The 14,860-nt window shown below is 71.5% G+C and carries 15 protein-coding genes; 7 read left to right on the forward strand and 8 right to left on the reverse strand.

Annotated features, from left to right (window positions below; genetic code table 11):
- Positions 1-44 precede the first annotated feature (44 nt).
- The 3 genes from P696_RS59000 to P696_RS0100415 form a co-directional block, all read right to left on the reverse strand.
- A complete protein-coding gene (locus P696_RS59000; protein WP_342668987.1) occupies positions 45-485 on the reverse strand; it encodes a DUF397 domain-containing protein in 441 nt (146 codons plus the stop codon).
- Positions 486-628: 143 nt separating this feature from the next.
- Positions 629-802 (reverse strand): DUF397 domain-containing protein, encoded by a 174-nt coding sequence (locus P696_RS0100410; RefSeq protein WP_245627455.1) that lies wholly within the window; start codon positions 800-802, stop codon positions 629-631.
- 8 nt (positions 803-810) lie between these two features.
- A complete protein-coding gene (locus P696_RS0100415) occupies positions 811-1,611 on the reverse strand; it encodes a helix-turn-helix domain-containing protein (protein ID WP_157429441.1) in 801 nt (266 codons plus the stop codon).
- Positions 1,612-1,759: 148 nt separating this feature from the next.
- Between P696_RS0100415 and P696_RS42205 the strand changes: the two genes are divergently transcribed.
- Together P696_RS42205 and P696_RS0100425 are read left to right on the forward strand one after the other, a co-directional pair.
- Positions 1,760-2,179, forward strand: coding sequence for an ATP-binding protein (locus P696_RS42205; protein WP_051466462.1), 420 nt, complete (start codon positions 1,760-1,762; stop codon positions 2,177-2,179).
- Positions 2,176-2,400, forward strand: a complete 225-nt coding sequence (locus P696_RS0100425; RefSeq protein ID WP_026410803.1) for a hypothetical protein — start codon at positions 2,176-2,178, stop codon at positions 2,398-2,400. Before P696_RS42205 ends, P696_RS0100425 begins: the two co-directional genes overlap by 4 nt.
- Before the next feature lie 194 nt (positions 2,401-2,594).
- On the opposite strand, the gene P696_RS42210 is transcribed toward P696_RS0100425, so the two are convergent.
- The 4 genes from P696_RS42210 to P696_RS42215 form a co-directional block, all read right to left on the reverse strand.
- Positions 2,595-4,493, reverse strand: coding sequence for an RCC1 domain-containing protein (locus P696_RS42210; RefSeq protein ID WP_245627491.1), 1,899 nt, complete (start codon positions 4,491-4,493; stop codon positions 2,595-2,597).
- Positions 4,494-4,782: 289 nt separating this feature from the next.
- The gene (locus P696_RS0100435) at positions 4,783-6,294 is read right to left on the reverse strand and encodes a sensor histidine kinase (protein ID WP_026410804.1); all 1,512 of its coding nucleotides are present in this window, start codon (positions 6,292-6,294) and stop codon (positions 4,783-4,785) included.
- Positions 6,291-6,989 carry a response regulator transcription factor gene (locus P696_RS0100440; protein ID WP_026410805.1) on the reverse strand — a complete coding sequence of 233 codons (699 nt, stop codon included), beginning with the start codon at positions 6,987-6,989 and terminating at the stop codon, positions 6,291-6,293. Before P696_RS0100440 ends, P696_RS0100435 begins: the two co-directional genes overlap by 4 nt.
- 82 nt (positions 6,990-7,071) lie before the next feature.
- Entirely contained in the window at positions 7,072-9,309 is a 2,238-nt protein-coding gene (locus P696_RS42215; RefSeq protein ID WP_084336591.1) for an MMPL family transporter, read from the reverse strand.
- A gap of 249 nt (positions 9,310-9,558) precedes the next feature.
- On the opposite strand from P696_RS42215, the gene P696_RS51885 reads away from it, so the two are divergent.
- A complete protein-coding gene (locus P696_RS51885; protein WP_051466466.1) occupies positions 9,559-9,993 on the forward strand; it encodes a MarR family winged helix-turn-helix transcriptional regulator in 435 nt (144 codons plus the stop codon).
- Positions 9,990-10,325: an ester cyclase gene (locus tag P696_RS0100455; RefSeq protein WP_034482669.1), complete on the forward strand. Its 336-nt coding sequence runs from the start codon at positions 9,990-9,992 to the stop codon at positions 10,323-10,325. The genes P696_RS51885 and P696_RS0100455 overlap by 4 nt, the downstream gene beginning before the upstream one ends.
- 36 nt (positions 10,326-10,361) lie before the next feature.
- Here the strand turns inward: P696_RS0100455 and P696_RS53810 are convergent, their stop codons facing one another.
- Entirely contained in the window at positions 10,362-11,732 is a 1,371-nt protein-coding gene (locus P696_RS53810; protein ID WP_157429442.1) for a nitroreductase/quinone reductase family protein, read from the reverse strand.
- Between the two features lie 523 nt (positions 11,733-12,255).
- Between P696_RS53810 and P696_RS0100475 the strand changes: the two genes are divergently transcribed.
- The 3 genes from P696_RS0100475 to P696_RS0100485 are packed head-to-tail and all read left to right on the forward strand — an operon-like array spanning position 12,256 to position 14,853.
- The gene (locus P696_RS0100475; protein WP_026410807.1) at positions 12,256-13,635 is read left to right on the forward strand and encodes an MBL fold metallo-hydrolase; all 1,380 of its coding nucleotides are present in this window, start codon (positions 12,256-12,258) and stop codon (positions 13,633-13,635) included.
- A gap of 22 nt (positions 13,636-13,657) precedes the next feature.
- Complete coding sequence (locus P696_RS0100480) at positions 13,658-14,032, forward strand: rhodanese-like domain-containing protein (protein ID WP_051466468.1); 375 nt, start codon at positions 13,658-13,660, stop codon at positions 14,030-14,032.
- The gene (locus P696_RS0100485) at positions 14,029-14,853 is read left to right on the forward strand and encodes a sulfite exporter TauE/SafE family protein (protein WP_026410809.1); all 825 of its coding nucleotides are present in this window, start codon (positions 14,029-14,031) and stop codon (positions 14,851-14,853) included. Before P696_RS0100480 ends, P696_RS0100485 begins: the two co-directional genes overlap by 4 nt.
- Positions 14,854-14,860 lie beyond the last annotated feature (7 nt).

Below are 14,860 nucleotides of genomic sequence, written 5' to 3' on the forward strand. Positions count from 1 at the left end.
GTTCCGCCGTGGTAGGGGAGCGGGGACGTTGCTGTGTTTGTGATTCAGATGTTCTTGATGATCTGGGTGAGGGTGGCGAGGTTCTCGCGCGTGACGGTGAGGTGGGGGCCCTCGGGGTCCTTGCTGTCGCGCACGCCGACCGTGGTCGCGAGGTCGGCGAGTTCGATGCAGTTTCCGCCGTTCTCGCCACTGTGGCTACTCTTGCGCCACGCTGGCATGTCGGCCTTCATAGTGCCTTGATCTCCTTTTGGATTACTTCGAGTGACTGGCTTTCTGGGGGTGCCTTGGCCTGGAGCTTCCGAAGTCACCTTGATGATCTGGGTGAGGGCGGCGAGGTCCTCGCGCGTCATCGTGAGCCGGGGCCCCTCGGGGTCCCTGCTGTCGCGCACGCCGACCGAAGGAGTGAGGTCGGCGAGCTCGACGCAGTCCCCGCCGTTCTCACCGCTGTGGCTGCTCTTTATCCAGCGTGAGTTGTTCTGGCTCATGATTCTTGGGCGCCTTCGGTAGTCGTGACCGGCAAGCCCTCCTTGCCATACCCGGGCCCAGGTTCGGTCAGTCACGTCAGGCAAAGAAGAACGCCCTCGTTCCGCCGGTGGAGGGGGAGCGGGGGCGTTGCTGTGTTTGTGATTCAGATGTTCTTGATGATCTGGGTGAGGGTGGCGAGGTTCTCGCGCGTGACGGTGAGGTGGGGGCCCTCGGGGTCCTTGCTGTCGCGCACGCCGACCACGGTCGCGAGGTCAGCGAGTTCGATGCAGGCTCCGCCGTTCTCGCCGCTGTAGCTGCTCTTGCGCCACCTGGGCATGTCGGCCTTCATAGTGCCTCAATCCCTTTCAGGATTACTTCGAGTGACTGGTTTTCGGGGAGTGCCTTGGCCTGAAGCTTCCTAAGTGCCTCCGACAAGCTGCTCAGGTCTTCGCGGGCGTCGGTCGTAACGCCTCGGACCGTGGTTTCCAAATATGCTACCTGGGTGCGATCCGGCATGGTGGCGATGCCAAAGGCCCCTCCGGTCCCTGCGGGCTGGCCGAAGAGCGTCACGACCTGCACGGAGATGTTCGGGCGCTCGGCCATGGAGGCCAGGTGCTGCAGTTGCTCTTTTCTGGTCTCACGTGTGCCGATGGGGTAGGTGAGCGCTGCCCGGGTCAGCAACACCGTGAGGGGGATGGGGGCCGGGTCGTCTCGTGTCAGGATCTCTTGGCGTTCGAGACGGCTCTTGATGGCCTTCTCTGTCCTGAGGAACTCGAACGCGTACGACTCGGTCTGGAGGAGGCCTGGGATGATCGTCGGCTCCCACCAGACGAGCGACTCGGCCTCGCCTTCTATCGCGGACCAGTCGGCGAACCAGCTGGGGACCGGGCTGCCGTCCTTGTAGAGGTCCTCCCACAGCTCCAGAAGAGCCCCGTTCGCCCCGGTCATCTGGTCGGCGACCACAGCGAATTCCCGCTTGCACGCCTTCTTGCCGTTTTCGATTTGCGAGACGAACGAGGCGGTTACATGGGTCCGCGCGGCTATGGCCTCTTGTGTGATGTTCGCCCGATTTCTGTGGCGCTTCATCTGGCTGCCGAACGCCTTGAGGGCGGGCTCTGACGTGGGACGTTGCCGCCGAGGACGCATGATCACGCTCCCTTAACCGAGGTAACCAGGATCGTTGTGCGCTTTGTACTTCTGAACTCTTCGAGCAGGTTCATTGCGAGTGTAGACGGTTGGGGCTTATCAACATGTGGACACGCGAAAAATCATTCGGAGAGGGAGGGTGACCGGCATGTCCATGCAGATCACGCCGTGCAGCCCGACGCCTCGGCTGGCGATCGACCGAAACGATCAGGAGGGGGTCAAGGATGCACGGGATTTTCTGGGTGATCTGCTGCAGGCGATCGGCATAGCCGACCCGGACGTGCTGTACACGGCGAAGCTGATCGTGACTGAATTGGTCACGAATGCCATCAAGCACACCGAAACCGCAGACATCGTCCTTCGCGCGTACGTGGCGGAGGACGGCCGTCCGACGATCGAGGTGGACGACGACAGCAACGTCCGCCCGGTGGTCAGGCCGATCACCCTCGACTCCTTCTCGGGCCGGGGGCTCGCCCTCATCGACGAGATCGCCGCCTGCTGGGGATGGGCGTTGCTCGATGGTGGCGGCAAGACCGTGTGGGCCGTCCTGGATCTGGTGGTGCCGTGATCGGGGGGAGGGGGACCGTTCCGGCGCGGGAGGTCATCCTGCTCGTGCTCCGGCGGATGTTCCCCGCCTGGGACATCCACCTGTGCCGTCAGGGCATCTGGCGCGCGGAGGGTTCCATCCTCATCTCGGCCAGCTCGTGTGACGGGTTCGTCCAGGCGCTGGGCGACGCCGATCCCGAGGCGTTCGCGAAGGTGCTCGAAGACCTGCGCCTGCCCACCTAGACAGGGAGGTCGGCGAGGGGCCGCATCCACCCCGTCTCGCGTCGACCCCGTCGGCCTCCCGCCAGACCCCGTCCGGCTCCGTGGCGCGCAGGTCATCAGCGGCCGGGAGGCGCGCTCCGGGATCTCACCCGCCGGAAGCCGCAAAAAGGGCTCGCCGCCCTCGAGGGTTCCGAGGGCGGCGAGTGTGGTGGTGGCTACTTGTAGGTGATGTCCACTCTCAGGTGGGCCTCGTTGGAGACGACTCGTTCGCCGTCGTCCTGGTTGGTGCCGGACGCGATGGCGGTGTTGTCGACGTAGCCCTGGGACTTCTCCCGCGAGGTGGCCTTGTGGACGCTGTAGCAGGTGACCGACTGTCCGGGTTCGAGGCTTCCGGACGAGCAGGACACGTCCCCGGTCAGGGAGTCGTGGACGGTGATCGCGTCGATCATCGTCTCGCCGTCGTTGGTGACGACGAAGCGGTACCGGATCACGTCGTGGTCGCGCCAGGCGCTCATGCGGGCGCCCCGCCTGGGCTTGGACCAGGTCCTGTGCTTGACCTTGTGCCCGGTCTTGTACCCGGTTTTGGTCCCGGACGGGCCGACGAACCCGGCGAACTCCTTGGTCAGGTGAAGGCTGGCCTCCGTCGGTTCGGCGCCGTGGATGGTGACCGTGACGGGCTCGGAGGTGGACGGGCCGCACTGGCCGTCGCCCTGGTAGTGCGCGATGACGGCGTGCTCACCGACGTCCAGGCTGCTGACGGTGAGGGTGGCCGTGCCGTCCACGAGTTCGGCGGCGCCCAGCGGGATTCCGTCGGCCTCGAAGACGACCGAGCCGGTCGCGGTTCCGGCCGGGCAGTCCACCTGGGCCGTCAGGGTGACCGGCTGGCCGTGCGCCTGCTCGTTTGGCGAGGCCTCCAGCGTGGTCGTGGTGTCCGCGGGTTCGACCGGGACGACGGCCAGCGTGTGATACTGGCCGGCCCCGATCACCAGGACCCGGACGTCTTGGGGCATGTCCGCCATGACGGGCAGGCTGCGGTTGGTGGTGCCGCCGTCGCCGAGTTGGCCGTAGCGGTTGTATCCCCAGGTCAGCACCCTGCCCTCGGACGTCAGCGCCACGGTGTGGTCGTCTCCGCCCGCGATCGCGGTGACGGTGGTGCCCTCGGGCAGGTGGACGTGGATCGGCACGAGGCTGCGCGTGGTGCTGCCGTTGCCCAGCTGGCCGTAGGAGTTGTCGCCCCAGGCGAGCATCCGCCCGTCGGAGTCGAGCGCGAGGCTGAACCAGCCGTGGCCGCTCCCGTCCCCGAGCGAGGTGATGGTGGTTCCCGCGGGGAGGTGCACCTGGACCGGGACGTTGCTGGTGGTGGTGCTGTTGTTGCCGAGCTGGCCATAGTTGTTCCATCCCCACGACCAGAGGCGACCGTCGGACGACAGGGCCAGGCTGTGGGCCGAACCCCCGACGACCGCCGTGAAATCGACGTTTTCGGGGAGGGGAACCCGCACTGGGACGCTGCTGTCGTTGTAGTTGCCGGTCCCGAGCTGGCCGGTGTTGTTGTAGCCCCAGGAGAGGACGTGTCCGGCAGAGGTCACCGCGAGGCTGTGCCCGGCTCCCGCGCCGATCGCGGTGATCGTGGTGCCGCTCGGCAGGTCCACCTCGACGGGCGCGTGCCGGTCGGTGGTGCTTCCGTCCCCGACCTGGCCGAAGTCGTTGTACCCCCACGCGAAGAGCCGTCCCGTGGAGGTGAGCGCGATGGTGTGGTCGTCGCCGGTGGCGATGGCGGTGATGGTGACACCTTCGGGCAGGGCCACCCGGACCGGCACGAGGCTGCCGTTGGAGGTGCCGTCCCCGAGCTGGCCGTTGGGGTTCTCGCCCCAGGACCAGACCTGCCCGTCCGAGGTCAGTGCGACGCTGAACCCGTAACCACCGCTGACCTGCTTGACCGAGGTGCCCGCGGGGAGCAGCGCCGTCACCGGCACGCTGCTGTGCGCGGTGGAGTCGTTCCCCAGCTGCCCGAACTGGTTGCGTCCCCAGGTCAGCACCTGGGTCGCGGCGTCACCGGGTTGACGGCCTTGCGCGGCGGCCCTGTCGGCCTGGACGCCCGTCAGCCCGACCACCATCGCCACGGCCACCACCGCGGCGATGAATCGATTCGTTTCCGCCCGTGCCCGGCGATACGGCCGGTCCGGCTTTCGCCCGCGGTGATGGAGCGCCACGATTCCCCCATTGAAGACAAGAGCGCGCACAAAGGAGCGCGAACCCAGGGAATCGAAACGTAGCAAGATCGCGGTTGCCCATTGATCAACCGACACCCAAGGCGACGCCTAATTGCGCGACCCCGAATGGGGAGATTTCTTTTATGGCCGAAATTGCTGGCGGTGGCCGAATGTGTGGGTGATGCCACCGCCGTCAGGCGTCAGGCGGAACGGTGTCCCGGAGGAGGGGGAGGAGGATGCGGAAGGTGGCGCCCTCGCCGGGGGCCGTCCGCAGGTCCAGCTCGCCGTTGTGGGCCGTGACCAGGGCCTGGGCTATGGGGAGGCCGAGGCCGGAGCCGCCGGTGGTGCGGTTGCGGGAGTCGTCGGTCCGGTAGAAGCGGTCGAACACGTGACGGCGCTCCTCGGAGGTCAGGCCGGGGCCCTGGTCGGCGACTTCGAGGACGGCGTGGTCGCCGATGGTTCCCACACCGATGCGGACGGGCGTGCCCGGCGGGGTGTGGGCGACGGCGTTGCCGACCAGGTTGGTGACGACCTGGCGGAGGCGCGCCTCGTCCGCCAGGGCGGGGGCGCTGGACGGACGGCCTCCGTCCGGGCCGGTGAGGGTGACCGGGCGGGCGGCGTCCAGGGCGCGGACGTCGTGGAGGGCGTCGGCGGCGAGGGTGCGCAGGTCCATGGGGGCCAGGTCGAGGTCGAAGGCGGAGCCGTGGGCGGCCTCGTCCACGCGGGCCAGCAGGAACATGTCCTCGACCAGGCGGGTGAGGCGGGCGGACTCCGCGGCGATGCGGTCCATGGTGCGGTCGACGTCCGCGCGGGTGGGGAGGGCGCCGAGGCGGTAGAGGTCGGTGTAGCCGCGGATGCCGACCAGGGGTGTGCGGAGTTCGTGGCTGGCGTCGGCGAAGAACCGGCGGGTGCGGGCCTCGGCCTCGGCGCGGTCGCGGAAGGCGGTGTCGATCTCGGCGAGCATCCGGTTGAGGGCGCTGGTGAGGTGGCCGACCTCGGTGCGCGGGCCCGCGAGTTCGGGGACGCGGTGGGAGTAGTCGCCCGCGGCGATGGCGGTGGTGGTCTCCTCGATGCGGGTCAGCGGGCGCAGGCTGGAGCGGACGGCGATCCAGCCCGCGGCGGCGAGGACGGCGAGGAGCGCGAGGCCCGCGATGAGGGAGAAGAGGCCCGTCCGGGCGATCGTCCGGCGGATCTCGTCCAGGGACGTGGCGACCGCGATGCTCCCGGACGCGGCTCGCTCCGGCGGGCCGAGCAGGGACGTCCCGGACCGGGGAAGCGTGACGACGCGCCACGGGTGGTCGCCTTCGAGGGCCTGGACGGTGAAGGGGCGTCCCTTCCTGGCCGTGACGGCGGCACGGTCCAGGCCGGGCAGCTTCGGGCCGCCGCCGGGGAGCGCGGTCCCGGCGTCGTAGACGCGCCGGACCGAGCCCTTGTCGTCCGCGAAGGTGATCGTCGTGTCGCCGAGGACGCTCAGCGCCGGGATGCTCGCCCGGCTGTTGCTGGCGGGCGGCAGCGGCGCGCGGGAGGCGACCTCGGCGGTGAGGGTGAGCCGGTCGTCCAGGCGTCCCTGGAGGTAGCCGCCGATTCCCAGGGTGACGACCGCCCCGGCGGCCAGGAGCCCCACCGCGACCAGGGCGACGGACAGGCAGAGGAGCCGCGTCCGCAGCGACGTCCGCCAGAGCAGCCCCCCGGTCCGGCCGGTCACGGCCGTGGCCCCCGCAGGACGTAGCCGACGCCGCGCACGGTGTGGATGAGTTTGGGTTCGCCGGTGTCGACCTTGCGGCGCAGGTAGCTGATGTAGGTGTCGACGATGCTCGGGTCGCCGCCGAAGTCGTACTCCCACACGCTCAGCAGAATCTGGCTCTTGGTCAGCGTCCGCTCGGCGTTGGCCATCAGCAGGCGCAGCAGGCGGAACTCGGTCGGGGAGAGCCGGACGGCCCGTCCGGCGCGGGTGACGCGGTGGCCCTCCGGTTCGAGTTCCAGGTCGCCGACGACGAGCCGGGGCGGCGGCTCGCCGCGCGTGCGGCGCAGCACGGCGCGGATCCGCGCGATGAGCTCCTCCAGGTCGAACGGCTTGGTGACGTAGTCGTCGCCGCCGATCTCCAGGCCGTGGATGCGGTCGCGGCGGTCCTCGCGCGCGGTGACGAACAGGACGGGCACCTGCCCGCCCATCGCGTCGCGGGGACCGGCGCGCAGCTCCCGGACGACCTCGAAGCCGTCCATGTCCGGGAGCATGACGTCGAGCAGCACCAGGTCGGGCGGGCGCGCCGCGGCCAGGTCGAGGGCCTCCCGGCCGGTCGCGGCGGCGTCCACCTCGAAGCCCGCGTAGCGCAGCGCGGTGCGCAGCAGTTCGCGGACGGTCGGCTCGTCGTCCACGACCAGCAGGTGGTCCTTGCGCATGGGTGTGTCGTCCGTCTCGGGTGGTGGTCCGGCCTGTCGATTAGAGATCATGCCCTGCGGTCGTGGACGGCAAGCGGGCAGGTCAGGGGGTGTGCGTCGGCCACCTGCCGTCCTCTGGAGCCGGAGCCGGAGCCGCGGCCGGGACGGGCGGGGCGGCGGGCCGTGCGGCGGGCTGGGCGATGGGCAGGTGTTCGCCCTCGACGTCCAGGTTCGGGACGATCCGGTCGAGCCAGCGCGGCAGCCACCACGCCCGCTTGCCGAGCAGCGCCAGGACGGCGGGCACGAGCGTCATCCGGACGACGAACGCGTCGAACAGCACGGCCGCGGCCAGCCCGAACCCGATCGTCTTGATCATCTGGTCGTCCGCGCCGAGGAACGCGGCGAACACCGCGATCATGATCAGCGCGGCGGCGGTGACCACCCGGGCGCCGTGCTCCATGCCGTGGACGCACGCGTCCAGCGGCGACCGGCCGCGCACGTGGGCCTCGCGCATCCGGGTCACCAGGAACACCTCGTAGTCCATGGCCAGGCCGAACACCACGCCGACCATGAAGATCGGCGTCATGGACATCAGCGGGCCCGGCTCGTCCACGCCGAGGAGGGAGCCGAGCCAGCCCCACTGGAAGACCGCGACCACCGCGCCGAGGCCCGCGCCGATCGACAGCAGGAACCCCAGGGCGGCCTTCAGCGGCACCAGCAGCGACCGGAACACGGCGATGAGCAGCAGGAACGCCAGTCCGACGACCAGGGCCAGGTAGGGGAGCAGCGCGTCGTCGAGCTTCTGGGACACGTCCACGTTCATCGCGGTCGTCCCGGAGACGAGGACGCGCGCGTGGGCGTCCCGCGCCAGGTCCGGGGAGCGCAGGGCGCGGACCAGGTCGGCGGTCTCGGTGGTGCCGGGCCCGGTCGTGGGCACGACGTTCACCACGGCCGTGTCGCCGGAGGCGTTCGACACCGGCTGCCCCACGGAGGCGACGCCGGGCATGCCGTGGATCCGTCCTGCGACGCCCTGGGCCGCGGCCTTGGCGCCGCCGCCGCCGTCTCCCTGGACGACCAGCGTCAGCGGCCCGTTGACCCCCGGCCCGAAACCGTCCGCGACCAGGTCGTAGGCGCGCCGCTGCGTGGTGGACGCGGGCTTGCTCTCGTCCCCGGGCAGTCCCAGCTCCATCGACGCGACCGGGACGGCGACCACGCCGAGGACCGCGACGCCGAACAGCAGCACCGCGACCGGACGCCGCGTCACGAACCGCGCCCAGCGCACGCCCATCGCCGGACGCGGCGCGGCGTCCCCACGACGGCGGCGGCGAAGCGGACGGGCCGGGCCGATCCACCGGCCCGCGATGCCCAGCAGCGCCGGAACCAGCGTGACCGCGATCAGGACCGCGAGGACGACCGCCCCGGCGGCGGCCAACCCCATCTGCGTCAGCACCGGGATCCCGACCACGCTCAGCCCGGCCAGCGCGATCACCACGGTCAGCCCGGCGAACACGACCGCCGACCCGGCCGTCCCGGTCGCGATCGCCGCCGCCTCCTGACGGTCCCGGCCCTCGGCCAGTTCGCTCCGGTATCGGGAGACCACGAACAGCGCGTAGTCGATGCCGACCGCCAGCCCGAGCATCGTGGACAGGGCCGCGGTCGTCGACCCCAGCCCCAGCGGGCCGGACAGCGCCGTGATCAGGCTCGACGTCGCCAGGACGCCCAGCAGCGCCGTCAGCAGCGGCAGCCCGGCCGCCACCAGCGACCCGAACGTGAGGACCAGGACGATCGCCGCGACCAGCAGCCCCACGCTCTCCGACGAGTGCCCGCCCTCCTGCGCGGACACGGCGTTGCCGCCAGCCTCCACGGCCAGCCGGTCCGACCTGGCGTGGTCCACTGTGTCGGTCAGCGCCGTCCGGGACGCGTCGTCCAGCTCCGACGCCGACACCTTGTAGGAGACCTGCGCGAAGGCGGTCGAGCCGTCCTGGCTCACCGACCCCGTCTTGAACGGGTCGGTGACGAGGGCGACCTGAGGGTCGTGGCCGAGCGCGCTGACGGTTTTCGTGACGTCCTCGCGCGCCTGCGCGTCGGTCACCTTGCCGTTCTCGGCCTTGAACACGACCCGCGCGGTCGCGCCGTCCGCCTTGAGTTCGGGGAACCGCTGGTCGAGCAGGTCGAAGGCGCGCTGCGCCTCGGTGCCCGGCATGGAGAAGTCGGTCGGCGGGGCGGCGGGAGCCTGGCCGGCCAGCACACCGGCCACGACCAGCAGCCCCGCCCAGAGCACCGCCATGAACCAGCGTCGCCGGAACGAGAACCGTCCCAGCGCGTACAAGAGAGTCGCCACAGGTAGGGCTCCAGTCAGATCACGGCTTCGGACGCCGGACGGCGGTCTCTCCGACCGCGCCCAGCGAAACCGAGAGTGCCAACCGAGCCTGACCGCCTCCGGTGCGATCCTGTGAGTTCCCTGAGAGCCGCGACGCACTCCAGGGACCAACGACCCCCAATCCACGGCCCCCGGCCCCCCGATCACAGACAACTCCCAGACGATCCTCCAACACTTGATCTCATCAAGAGTTGGCCTTATAAAGAGATCGTGCATGAGGAGACGGTCGAGGACAGGTTCTTTCGCGAGGTCGGTGGGACCTGCACGGAGCTGAGGCAGGCGTTCGCCCGGCATGTCGGGATGAGCGCGCACCGGGTGCAGCTGCTCGTCCGGCTGCGGCGGCAGGGCGAGACCAGTCACAGCGACCTGCGGCAGGCGCTGGGCGTCGACGGCGCGTCCATCACGCGGCTGGTCAAGGAGCTGGAGGGGGAGGGGCTGGCGCGTCGCCGCCTCGACCCGTCCGACAACCGGTACACGCTCGCCGCACTGACGCCGGACGGCGAGCGCGCCGCCGCGGACCTGGAGCGATCGCACCAGGCGTACCAGGAGCGCCTGCTCGACGGCCTTTCCGCGCAGGACCAGGACGCCGTGTTGCGCGCCCTGCGGCACATCCGGACGAACATCACCGAGCAGGAGAGAACATGAGCAACGACGTGCGGACGGTCGCCGAGGCGATGTACACCGCGTTCAACACCCGTGACCACGAGGCCGCCCACGACATCTTCACGGCGGATTTCCACAGCCACCCCATGGACGCGACCGGGCCGGACAGCGTCGCCACGCGCTGGCGGCAGATGCACGAGGCGTTCCCCGAGCTCCGGGTCACGGTCGAGGACATGGTGGTCGAGGGGGACACCGCCGCCGTCCGGACGAGCGTCCACGGCGTCCCCGGCCAGGCGCCCACGATGATGGAGATCTTCCGCGTTCGGGACGGACGCATCGCGGAGCTGTGGGGCCTGTCCTCGATGAGCCGCTGACCGGCCCCGCGAAGGGGCCGGTCAGCGGCGGGTCCGCTAGAGCCAGGCGGTCAGGCGGTCGAGGAAGGTGGTCGCCACCGCGGGACGGGGCTCGGCGAGGATGGCCAGCTCGAAGGCGTGCGGCATGTCCTCGTAGACGTCCAGGGTGACCTCGACGCCCGCCCCGGCCGCCGCCTCGGCGTAGAGCCGGGAGTCGTCCAGGAGGGCCTCGTTGCCGCCGACCACGACGAGCATGCGCGGCAGGCCGGCCAGGTCGCCGTGGATGGGCGACTGGGGCGCCCGGTCGTTCGGCAGACCGCCCAGATACTGGGTGACGACGTGCTCGAGGACCTTCCGCGACAGGCCGTCCCGGCCCGCGGGGGCGTCGATGGACGCGTTGGTCGCCGTGAAGTCGGTGACCGGGGACACCGGCACCACCGCGCCCGGGAGCGGAACGCCCTCCGCGCGCAGCGTGTGCAGGGCCTCCAGGACGAGCGTCGCGCCCGCCGACTCCCCGAAGAAGATCGTCCGCTCGGCCGGGACGCCCTCGGCGAGCAGCGCGCGGTACGCGCTGACCAACTCGTCGTGCGCGACCGGGAAGGTGTGCTCGGGCGCGAGCGAGTAGGCCAGGCCGAACGCCGGACGGCCCGCCGCCTTCGCCAGGTGATAGGCCATGGCCTGCTCGTAGTCGGGCAGGGTGTGCTCGAAGCCGCCGCCGTGCGCGTACAGGAGGACGCCCGCCTCCTGCGGTGTGCGGCCCGACGCGTCCACCCACCGGCCCGGCACCGGCAGCGTGAACGGCTCGGCGGTGTTCGCGTCGGACGGCAGCGGCGGCGGGCCGCCGAACACGCCGGACAGCGCGGCGGACAGGGTGTCGTAGGTGTCGGGGCCGGTGACACGGTGGGTCGTCAAACGGTTCTCCTTGTTCTTCAGGGTGGTCCAGAGGGGGGCGAGCCCTCGTTCGTCCAGGTGCCCGGGAAGCTCGTCCTCGGGCAGGTTCACGTGGGTCGTCCGGACGGGGTGCAGCGCGATGACCGGGATGGTCCGCGTCGTCTTGCGCTGGTACTCGGCCCAGCCGGGATCGGACGCGACGGCGCGCGCCCAGACCTCGTCGCGTTCGGCCCCTTCGAGGACGACCGCGTCGGCCTCCAGCGTGAACGGGCCGGTCTCGACGGTGACGCGCGGGTGGGCCACCAGGTTGTGGAACCAGGCCGGGTTCCGCTGGGCGCCTCCCGCCGAGGCGATCACCAGCAGCCGGTCCGGGTCGGGGAGGAATCCGGCGGGGGTGGTGTGCGGACGGCCGGTGCGCGCGCCCGTCGTGGTCAGCAGGACCAGGCGGGCGCCCTCGAACATGCCGCCCACGCGTCCGTGGTGGGCGCGGAACTCGTCGATGACCTGCTTCTGGAAGTCCACGAACGGTGTGGTCAAGACACTCCTCGTTGATCGTTCGCATGGCGAGGTGAAAGGGGGGGAAGGCGCGCCCGTCCGGCCGAGGGCGCGGGGGGATGAGGCAGGAAGCCGCAGGTCGGCGGGTGCGCTCGGATCACGGCGTCCGGACGAGGCACTCGGGGCGGGTGCTGTGCGCGAGCTCTCAGGCGGGAACGCGGTGAGTGCTCGGAGCCGGGGTAAGGGCCTAGTGGGACGTCGTGAACGGCGTCGGCGCGATGCGCTTAGGCGAGATCCATGCGGTAGACGGCCACCTGCATCATCCCCTTCGGGGTCTCCCGGTGCTCGCCCACTCGTCCGCGGCCTGGCCCGCCGTCCTCCGTCGGGGCTCCCTTGCGCACGCCACGCGGCACCGGGGTCCATTCAACGCAAGATCGCCACGGGCCGTCAAGTCGCGCCCGGACGGGGTGAGATCACTCTCTTGGTACCCCTGGGGGTATATGTGCTAGCTTGAAGGTGTTCATATACCCCCCGGGGTAAATGGCGACCGCAAGGAGGCGGGATCGTGTTCTTCGTCGAGACCCTTGAGCTGGAGGGCCTGGGCAACCGCAGCTACCTGGCCGGAGGGCCGCGCGCCGCGGTCGTCGTGGACCCGCCGCGCGACATCGACCAGGTGATCGCGTCGGCCGCCCGGCGCGGGGTGCGGATCGCCTACGTCGCCGAGACGCACGTCCACAACGACTACGTCACCGGCGGCCTCGACCTGGCCCGGATCACCGGCGCCGGGTACCTGGTGCCCGCCGCCGCGGACGTCGCCTACGACCGCGTCCCGGTCGCCGACGGCGACACCGTCACCCTGGACGAGGGCCTGGTACTGCGCGCGGTCGCCACCCCCGGCCACACGCCGCACCACACCTCCTACGTCCTGGAGGAGAGCGGACGGCCCGTCGCGGCCTTCACCGGCGGCTCGCTGCTGATCGGCTCCGTCGGACGCCCCGACCTGGTCGAGCCGCGCCTGACCGAGCAGCTGGCCCGGGCGCAGCACGCGTCCGTCCGGCGGCTGGCCGACGAGCTGGCCGACGAGGTCACGGTCCTTCCCACGCACGGTTTCGGCAGCTTCTGCTCGTCCTCGCAGGCCGAGGGCGACACCACGACGATCGGCGTGGAGCGCCGGCGGAACTCGGCGCTGACCAAGGACGTCGACGCCTTCGTCGCCGAGCTGCTCGAGGGCCTGGACGACATCCCCGCCTACTACGCGCACATGGGTCCGGTGAACGCCGCCGGTCCGGCCCCGGTGGACCTCACGCCGGTGCGCCGCGCGGGCGCCGCCGAGATCGCCGCGCGGCTCGCGGCGGGGGAGTGGGTCGTCGACCTGCGCAGCCGCGTCGCGTTCGCCGCGGGCCACGTCGCCGGGTCGTTCAACTTCGAGGGCGACGGCAAGCTCGCCACCTACCTCGCCTGGCTGATCCCGTGGGGCCGTCCGGTCACCCTGCTCGGGGAGGACGCCGAGCAGATCGCGGACGCCCAGCGCGAGCTGGCCCGGGTCGGCATCGACCGTCCGGCCGCCGCCGCGACCGGCGGGCCCGCCGACTGGATCGTCGAGGGCGACAAGCCGCGGTCCTTCGCCCGCGCCACCTTCGCCGACCTGGCCGCGACGCTCCGTGACGGCGGCGAGCCGCCGGTCGTCCTGGACGTCCGCCGCGACTCCGAGCGGGAGCTCGGCTTCGTCGAGGGCTCGGTCCACATCCCCGTCCACCAGCTGCGCGGGCGCATCGGCGAGATCCCGGCGGGCGAGGTCTGGGTGCACTGCGCGGGAGGGCTGCGGGCCGCGACGGCCGCGTCCCTGCTGGACGCCGTGGGCCGTCAGGTCGTGGCCGTCGACGACGGCTTCGACGCGGCCGTCGACGCGGGACTCACCATCGCCTCGGCCGACGGCGCCCACTGACCACCGACAGGAGGACACCACCATGATCTTCGGAAACCTTTTCGGCTCCTCGGGAGGCGGCGGCAGGATCTCCGCCAAGCAGGCGCGGCAGCGCGTCGAGGACGGCGAGGCCGTCCTGCTCGACGTCCGCGAGGCCGTCGAGTGGAAGGCGGGGCACGCGCCCGGCGCGCTGCACCTGCCGCTCAGCCGCCTGGCCGCCGGAGGGCAGCTGCCCGCCGCCGCGCGGAACAAGCCGGTCGTGGTCATCTGCCGGTCCGGCAACCGGTCCCGGCAGGCCGCGCAGATCCTCGCCGGGCGCGGCGCCGACGCGGTCGACGTGACGGGCGGCATGTCCGCCTGGGCGCGTGAGGGCTTCCCCGTGGTCTCTCCGGACGGTCGTCCCGGCTCGGTGGCATGACCACGCTGATCCTGGCCCTGGGCTGCGGAGCCGCGGCGGGGCTGGTGCTGGGCGCGCTCGGCGCGGGGGGCAGCATGCTCACCGTGCCGGCGCTGGTCTACCTGCTGGGGTTCACCCCGGCGCAGGCCACCACCGCCGGTCTCGTCATCGTCGCCGTGACCTCGCTCACCGCCCTCGTCACGCACTCCCGCGCGGGTGACGTGCGCTGGAAGGCGGGGACGCTGTTCGCGGTGGCCGGGATCGTCCCCGCCGCGGTGGCCGGGCTCGCGGCGGACCGCCTGCCGCAGCCCGTCCTCACCGCCGCCTTCGCGCTGGTCGCCGGGTTCGCGGCCGTCCGGATGCTGCGCGCCGCCTTCGCCAAGCCGTCCGCCTCCTGTGAGGACGGCGAAAGCGCGGGGGAGGGCCCCTCCGAGGCGCGGACGGCCACGGTCGCCGCCAGCGGAGGGAAGCCGGAGGCGCATCCGGGCAAGGCCGCCGCCACGGGGGCCGGGCTGGGCGCGCTGACCGGGCTGCTCGGCGTCGGCGGCGGGTTCCTCGCCGTGCCCGCGCTGGTCACCCGGCTCGCCTTCCCCATGCGGGCGGCGATCGGCACGAGCCTGCTGGTCATCGCGGTGAACGCGCTGGCGTCCCTGGCCATGCGCGGCTCCGCCGCGTCCTCCCTCGACTGGGCGACGGTCGTCCCGTTCGCCGCGGCAGCGATCCTCGCCGCGCGGGACGGACGGCGCGTCGCGTCCAGGGTCTCCGGACGCCTCCTGCAGCGCGCCTTCGCGTTCATGCTCCTGGCCGTCGCGGGCCTGATGCTCATCGACGCGCTCAGCTGACCCGTCC

The sequence above is a fragment of the Actinomadura oligospora ATCC 43269 genome, assembly GCF_000518265.1.
GTDB classification, from domain to species: Bacteria; Actinomycetota; Actinomycetes; order Streptosporangiales; family Streptosporangiaceae; genus Spirillospora; species Spirillospora oligospora.

What these genes read in the sequence shown, in the direction of transcription:
- P696_RS59000 (WP_342668987.1), bottom strand. Translation starts at nt 485, where the DNA reads ATGAGCCAGAACAACTCACGCTGGATAAAGAGCAGCCACAGCGGTGAG.
- P696_RS0100410 (WP_245627455.1), bottom strand. Translation starts at nt 802, where the DNA reads ATGCCCAGGTGGCGCAAGAGCAGCTACAGCGGCGAGAACGGCGGAGCC.
- P696_RS0100415 (WP_157429441.1), bottom strand. Translation starts at nt 1,611, where the DNA reads ATGCGTCCTCGGCGGCAACGTCCCACGTCAGAGCCCGCCCTCAAGGCG.
- P696_RS42205 (WP_051466462.1), top strand. Translation starts at nt 1,760, where the DNA reads ATGTCCATGCAGATCACGCCGTGCAGCCCGACGCCTCGGCTGGCGATC.
- P696_RS42210 (WP_245627491.1), bottom strand. Translation starts at nt 4,493, where the DNA reads ATGGTGGTCGGGCTGACGGGCGTCCAGGCCGACAGGGCCGCCGCGCAA.
- P696_RS0100440 (WP_026410805.1), bottom strand. Translation starts at nt 6,989, where the DNA reads ATGCGCAAGGACCACCTGCTGGTCGTGGACGACGAGCCGACCGTCCGC.
- P696_RS0100455 (WP_034482669.1), top strand. Translation starts at nt 9,990, where the DNA reads ATGAGCAACGACGTGCGGACGGTCGCCGAGGCGATGTACACCGCGTTC.
- P696_RS0100480 (WP_051466468.1), top strand. Translation starts at nt 13,658, where the DNA reads ATGATCTTCGGAAACCTTTTCGGCTCCTCGGGAGGCGGCGGCAGGATC.
- P696_RS0100485 (WP_026410809.1), top strand. Translation starts at nt 14,029, where the DNA reads ATGACCACGCTGATCCTGGCCCTGGGCTGCGGAGCCGCGGCGGGGCTG.